The sequence below is a fragment of the Corynebacterium sp. ED61 genome (assembly GCF_015233855.1).
In the GTDB taxonomy this organism is placed as follows: Bacteria; Actinomycetota; Actinomycetes; order Mycobacteriales; family Mycobacteriaceae; genus Corynebacterium; species Corynebacterium dentalis.
Window position 1 is genome coordinate 35,525 of the sequence record NZ_JADGIT010000011.1, and the last position, 6,522, is coordinate 42,046.

A 6,522-nucleotide genomic window follows, 5' to 3' on the forward strand; every position below is an offset into this window, starting at 1 on the left:
CCTAGCCTGCGGAGGTTGCTCCCGACGCGCCGTGGCTGTGGGTGCCAATGGACGTGATGCCCTCGGGAGGAAGTCCCGCGACATTGGCCAGAACGCGGGCGAATGCCTGCACGTGGCCGGAAAGATCGGTTCCGGTGGCGGTCCAGGAGGCGCGCATCTCGATCTGGAACGCGCGGGGTGGCCCGCCGATCTCACCATAACGCACCGACGCGGTGGAGGTTACGGTGCCGCCGAGGTTGGTATAGGGACTAGTAGGGGAGTCCAGTTCCTCGGTCAGCCAGTCCCATGCCACGTCCGGAAGCAGTGGATCGGAGGCGAGGGAGGCATCCATATCCGCCTGGATGTAGGCCACAAGGCGCATCTTGGCACCGTCCCAACCTTCGTCACTGGCGGGATCGTGCAGCAAGATGAGGCGGCCAAAGGCATCGCCGCCGTGGTCCAGTGCAAACTCGGGTACGTGATCGGTGTCTGGATCCAGTTCGGGGTGCAGTACCTCGAGGCCCACGGCGTGGCTCAATGGCGCTAGGTTCCGAGGCGGGCGGATGTCACCGACGCTGATGCCCGTGCGGACCGCGGCGTGGGACATGGAGTGCACAGCATCGTCGAAGTACTGAGGGACGTCTCTGTTTTGCTCTGTCTCTTGGCTCACAAGGCCTCAACCTACCGTTGAGGGTTCAACGTACAAGAGAGGCGCGCCGATGGGCTGAGAGGGAAAATCGCCGAAGCGCGGTCGACATTTCTGCAAGCGTTTCGGTGCAGCCACAAGGTGCGTACCGCGAGGCGCAGATTGTGGGGGCACTCAACAAAATAGGGGATGCACGCAGGACTGGCATAATGACGGGCATGACTGCTGAGAAGTTTGCCCTTGAATCCGCCGACCTTTTTGCCACTGATACCGAGGCAGCTCGTCAGAAGCGACGTGCCAGCGTAGATGCCCCACTGCTGGCCACCGTTCGTGGCGAGAAGCCGAGTAGGCGACCGGTGTGGATGATGCGGCAAGCGGGACGTTCCCTGCCCGAGTACCGCGAGGTGCGGGCGAACGTTCCTATGCTCGACGCCTGCTTCGATGACGAGCGGGTTGCAGAAATCACCATGCAGCCTGTCCGTCGTCACGATGCGGACGCGGCAATTCTGTTCAGCGATATCGTCGTCCCGCTCAAGGCCGCAGGAGTGGATCTGGACATCGTCCCCGGCCGGGGCCCCGTGGTGGCGCAACCTGTACAGACTATGGAGGCGATTGCACAGCTGCCAACGGTAGAGCGCGAGCAGCTGGCAAACATTGAAAAGGGCATCGGCCACGTCCTCGAGGAGTTGCGCGATGACCAGGTGCTGATCGGCTTCGCTGGCGCACCGTTTACCGTAGCTTCCTACCTCGTGGAGGGCGGCCCCTCGAAAAACCACGAGGTCACCAAGTCCCTGATGTATTCCCAGCCAGAGACCTGGCACGCTCTCATGCGTGCGCTCACCCCGACGATCGTGCGCTTTTTGCAGGCACAGATCGAAGCAGGTGTGGACGCGGTGCAGCTGTTCGATTCCTGGGCCGGCTACTTGACCTCGCGGGATTATCGCGAATTCGTGGCGCCGTACTCGCACGCCATCTTCGAGGCCATTCGTCCTTACGAGATCCCGATGATCCACTTTGGCGTGGGCACCGGCGAGCTGTTGGGAGATATGGCCGTGGCAGGTCCGGACGTGGTGGGCGTGGACTGGCGCGTACCGATGGACTCCGCAGCCGCACGCATTCGCGCGGCACTGGATCACCATCGTCCCGATGCCAAGCCGGAGGACAAGATCAAGGCCTTGCAGGGCAACTTGGATCCGGCGGTGCTGTTCGCCGGAGATGACGTGATTGCAGCCCACGTCAAGCGCATCGCTGCCGAAGCCGATCGCGCAATCGACCGAGGCCAGGCGAAGGGGCATATCTTCAACCTCGGCCACGGCGTGCTGCCAACCACTGACCCAGATGCGATCACCCGCGCCTTCGAGGAGGTTCATAAGTCATGACCAGGTCCACGTCATCTCCCGGTGTAAACAACCGTTCGCAGGCGGATCGCCCGATCCGCGTTGCTGTGGTGGGCGGCGGTATTGCTGGCGTCACTGCAGCGTGGGAGCTGCGGAAACGGTTGGGACCGGAGGCTCACATTTTGATCGCCGAGGCCTATGACCGTCTGGGTGGCAAGTTGAAGACCGTCAACTTCGCGAACGGTCCGGTGGACATGGGTGCCGAGGCGTTCATGGGGCTGCGTCAGGACTTCGTGGACTTGGTTCGTGAGGTGGGGCTGGGGGACCAGTTGCGCACTCCGTCCTCCGATAGGCCTTCTGGTTTCTTTGTCGACGGCAAGCTGGTGGATATCCCGCGAGGAACTCTCATGGGGATTCCTGCAACGGGCGCTTCGGTTGCCGAGGTTGTGGGCCCCGAGGCAGCTGCCAGGATTGACGCCGAGCGCTCTGGTGCTCCGATGACCTGGGAGCCGGGTCAGGATGTGTCCGTAGGCCAGCTGGTGGAAGCCCGCCTTGGCCGGGTAGTGGTGGACCGCATGGTCACGCCATTGCTTGGCGGGGTGTACTCCACGGCTGCCGATGATCTGGGCGTACGCGCAACTATTCCGCAACTGGCCGAGGTCTTGGATGAGCGCGGTGCAGGAGGGGCAGAGTTCTACTTGATTGACGTTGTCCAACAGCTCCTGGATCAGCGTGCCGCCAAGGCTGCTCACACCGATGCGGGCGCGCGCCCGCCGATGTTCTACGGGTTCGAGAGTGGTTACCGCAGGTTGATTGATGCTTTGCGTGCGCAGTCCGGCGCCGAGGTGCTATACAACACGGGCGTGGAATCCATCGGGCGTAACAACGATGGCTGGTACCTCGAGCCCATTGGCTTTGTGGACGCAGTGATTCTCGCAGCTCCAGCCCCGACCACCTCAGTACTACTGCAAGATGTGGCACCGGTGGCCGCCGAGGCAATGCGTTCCATCGACTTAGCCAGCTCCGTGGTGGTGGGCATGCGTTTCGCATCGGCCTACGGAATCCCGGAGCGCTCGGGAGTGCTTCTGGGACCGGACGCGCCGACAGAGGCGAAAGCCTTCACGTTCTCCTCTCGCAAGTGGCCGCATTTGGAACAGCGTGGCGGCGCTTTTGTCCGCGCCAGCTTCGGCACCTTCCGTGATCCGTGGTACGTAGAGGCGGATGACCGTGCTCTGGTGGCCTATGCCCTCGATGGCTTGGAGAAGATCACCGGCGAGCGCAAGAAGCCGGAAGAGTACTTTGTGCAGCGCTGGTGGGGCGGAATACCGCGCTATGGCGTGGGCTATATGGAGCGCATCAATGAAGCATTCCAGGATGTTCGGGATATCCGTGGGTTGGCGCTTGCTGGTTCCATGCTTTCCGGAGTGGGAGTTCCGGCAACGGCGGCGACTGGCCGGGCTGCGGCGGCGGAGATCGTTGAAGAAATGGGATGGAATAACTAGCGCCACACCCCGTTCGGGGGACGTTGCCCCGAAGAAGCGTAATTTGGAATCCGGATATGTCGTCAAATGTGCTTGAAAGGCCGTGTCGGAATAATGACTGATCAAAGCAATGTAGAGGTCGAGAAGCTCAATGCGATCGTGCGCTACGCCATGTACTCCGTGTTTAAAGTGGAGCCAGGCGTGCTAGGCGAGAACCGGGAAGAAGCCGCCGCAGATTTCCAGCGTTTCCTCGATACCTTTGCGGATCAAGATCTTGAAGTCCGTGGCGTCTACGATCTCGGCGGACTCCGCGCTGAAGCAGACATCATGATCTGGTGGCACGCAGAGAAGATGGAAGATCTTCAGGAGGCTTACCGCCGCTTCCTGCGTGAGACCACCCTGGGACAGGCCTGCGAGCCAGTTTGGTCTAACGCTGGCTTGCACCGTCCTTCCGAGTTCAACCGCTCCCACCTGCCATCGTTCATCATGGGCGAGGACCCTGAGCAGTGGATCTGCGTGTACCCTTTCGTGCGTAGCTACGATTGGTACCTGTTGGATCCCAAGGATCGCGCCAAGATGCTGCGTGATCACGGCATGGCAGCAATCGGCTTCGATGATGTGCGTGCGAACACCATCTCCGCATTCGCTCTGGGTGACTACGAGTGGCTGCTGTCCTTCGAAGCTCCAAAGCTGGAGCGCATCGTCGAGCTGATGCACAAGATGCGCTACACCGAGGCTCGCCTCCACGTGCGCGAGGAGATCCCATTTTTCACCGGCCGTCGCATCAACGGCTCCTCCGAAGAGATCTCCGAGTTCGTCGCCGCTCTGGCCTAAAAGTTAACGCGCAAATAATCGCATAGAGCGCAAGAAGAAAGGCTCGCCAGTGAGATTCTGGCGAGCCTTTCGCTATATCTAGAGGCTGTTCCTCATCCGCGTCAAAACGCTCCCGGACCTACTCCGCAGGCTTGAGCGTCAAGCTGATGCTATTGATGCAGTAGCGCAGATCCGTGGGAGTATCGTAGCCCTCACCAGCGAACACATGGCCCAGGTGGCTCTGGCAATTCGCGCACAGCACCTCCACGCGAGGCATCCCCAACGAATTGTCTTCACGAGTGACCACGGCATCTGAATCTGCGGGATCGAAGAAGCTTGGCCATCCGCAGTGAGAGTGGAACTTCTCCGTGGAGCGGAATAACTCTGCCCCACATGCGCGGCAGGCATACACGCCCTCGGTTTCCGTGTCCGTGTACTCGCCCTTAAACGGCGCCTCGGTGCCTGCCTGACGCAGCACGTAGAACTCCTCCGGGTTGAGGCGTTCGCGCCATTGTTCGTCCGTCAGCCCCCGAAAATCCTCGATGGGATTCAGTCCAGGGTTAGTGCTTGGTTCGTTCGACATGCTCGTCCTCCTTGATCTGTGCGGTGGTTGTGCGATCTTCATTGTCGACGCCAGACTCATCACGTCCGCCGAAAAGTCCACCAGTTGCTACATCTCCCAACACTGGTGCACCGCGGCGTATTTCCATGACGGTCCACACCACCACGGTGGTGGCCACGGCGATAATAATCGCGCTCCAACCCACAGTAGCCCGGATGTTTTCCATCGCGCGGCCAATCGTGTGGAAGCGGTCCGAGTGCCAATGATCGGCGCTGAGGCAGAAGTAGACACCCAGCCAGACCACCGGGTTGTGCATCGCGGAACGATAGCGCACCACCGTCAGCAGCATCGGGACCAGCAGCATGGAGTAGTACATCTGGCCCAGAGAGCTCAAGAGGAATACGCCGGTGAGCAGCACGCCGGCCGTTGTAGTGGCCCACATGATCGGATCCCGGTCACGCCAACGCATCAGCAAAACAATGGCAATGGCAGTCAGGGCGGCAAATAGTAGCTGCCAGAACCACAGCAGCGGACCAGAGATACCGAAGTACGCGCCCACGCCAGTGATGGAGGAGTTGGCGTAGTCCCGAACCTCGCCGAGATAGGGAACCAGCTTGTCCAGGTAATCCCCGGGAGCAGTCATCAACGGCCAGGCAACGATATTGAAAACTACTGGCACGGCGATGCCCGTGCCGACGGTCGCGAACTGGCGTCGAACAAAAGGAATGAACAACAACGGAGCGAACTGCGGCTTGACCGTGATCGCCAGACCCAACAGCACGCCGGCCGCAATCTGCGCGACCACCGAGCGATGCTTCAACAACAGGTACAGGAAGCCCACCTCAGCTAGCAGCAAGAGCCCATTGATGTTGGAAAACAGCAGCGTGTTCTTCACAGACTCCGTGGCGAAGACCGCAACAATCAAGGTGGGCCAAACGCCACCACGCAAGCGGAAACCGAACAGCCTTGTGAGGATCGCCAGGGCCAGCACGATGGCCAACCCGTTGAGGAAGATATAAGCAATACGGCCGGAATCGAAGCCTGGCATGAGCGTCAACGGGCTCAGCAGCAACGTGCCACCGGGGGAGTAGAGGTAGTGCGGATCGACCGTCGAATAATCTTCCGAATACACCGGAACGCCCGCGCGGAAACGGCCGAGGGCCTCCCACACGGTAGTAAAATCATCTGTGATGTGGTTGTTGTGCGGAACGAGGAACACCTTGTAGATAAGGCTCATCAAAGCCAACGGCCACATGACCAAAGCAGTGATCAAAGAAATGCGAGCAGTGGACCACATGGGCAATGAGGGAGTTTGATCCGACACGGACGTGTACTCATCGGTTGCTGCCTCAGAGGCTGGGTGGCTAGTCGCTGGAGGGGTGTTCGTCTTGTACGCAGTCATCGAAAAAAATTCTATCGTGTGCACACCGATAAACAGGGGAGGCGACGCCGCAGATGACGACGCAAAAACGCCCACACAGTGCAGAGACCGTGTGGGCGTGAATGTGTTTCTGGATAATCTTCGAGGTGGAAACGGGAATCGAACCCGTGTTGACGGTTTTGCAGACCGTTGCCTAAGCCACTCAGCCATTCCACCGTGGCGTATACCGCCTCGACGATTCACCGTACAGCAAACTGTTGTGAACCTGGAGCGGATGACGAGACTCGAACTCGCGACCCTCACCTTGGCAAGGTGATGCGCTA

At 60.2% G+C, this 6,522-nt stretch carries 6 protein-coding genes and 1 tRNA gene; 3 read left to right on the forward strand and 4 right to left on the reverse strand.

Annotated elements, in window-relative coordinates; all coding sequences use genetic code 11:
• Nucleotide 1 precedes the first annotated feature (1 nt).
• On the reverse strand, nucleotides 2–649 hold the full coding sequence (locus IM764_RS10010; RefSeq protein ID WP_099298649.1) for a DUF3000 domain-containing protein: 648 nt from the start codon (nucleotides 647–649) through the stop codon (nucleotides 2–4).
• Between the two features lie 194 nt (nucleotides 650–843).
• On the opposite strand from IM764_RS10010, the gene hemE reads away from it, so the two are divergent.
• From hemE to hemQ, 3 genes are all read left to right on the forward strand, one after another.
• Nucleotides 844–2,004 (forward strand): uroporphyrinogen decarboxylase, encoded by a 1,161-nt coding sequence (gene hemE / locus IM764_RS10015; protein ID WP_099298831.1) that lies wholly within the window; start codon nucleotides 844–846, stop codon nucleotides 2,002–2,004.
• On the forward strand, nucleotides 2,001–3,464 hold the full coding sequence (hemG, locus tag IM764_RS10020) for a protoporphyrinogen oxidase (protein WP_099298650.1): 1,464 nt from the start codon (nucleotides 2,001–2,003) through the stop codon (nucleotides 3,462–3,464). Before hemE ends, hemG begins: the two co-directional genes overlap by 4 nt.
• Before the next feature lie 93 nt (nucleotides 3,465–3,557).
• Nucleotides 3,558–4,277, forward strand: a complete 720-nt coding sequence (gene hemQ, locus IM764_RS10025) for a hydrogen peroxide-dependent heme synthase (RefSeq protein WP_099298651.1) — start codon at nucleotides 3,558–3,560, stop codon at nucleotides 4,275–4,277.
• A gap of 118 nt (nucleotides 4,278–4,395) precedes the next feature.
• On the opposite strand, the gene msrB is transcribed toward hemQ, so the two are convergent.
• The 3 genes from msrB to IM764_RS10040 form a co-directional block, all read right to left on the reverse strand.
• Complete coding sequence (gene msrB, locus IM764_RS10030) at nucleotides 4,396–4,839, reverse strand: peptide-methionine (R)-S-oxide reductase MsrB (protein WP_099298652.1); 444 nt, start codon at nucleotides 4,837–4,839, stop codon at nucleotides 4,396–4,398.
• Complete coding sequence (locus IM764_RS10035) at nucleotides 4,817–6,220, reverse strand: glycosyltransferase family 87 protein (protein ID WP_099298653.1); 1,404 nt, start codon at nucleotides 6,218–6,220, stop codon at nucleotides 4,817–4,819. The genes msrB and IM764_RS10035 overlap by 23 nt, the downstream gene beginning before the upstream one ends.
• A gap of 123 nt (nucleotides 6,221–6,343) precedes the next feature.
• Nucleotides 6,344–6,415 (reverse strand) — tRNA-Cys (locus tag IM764_RS10040).
• Nucleotides 6,416–6,522: the final 107 nt, after the last annotated feature.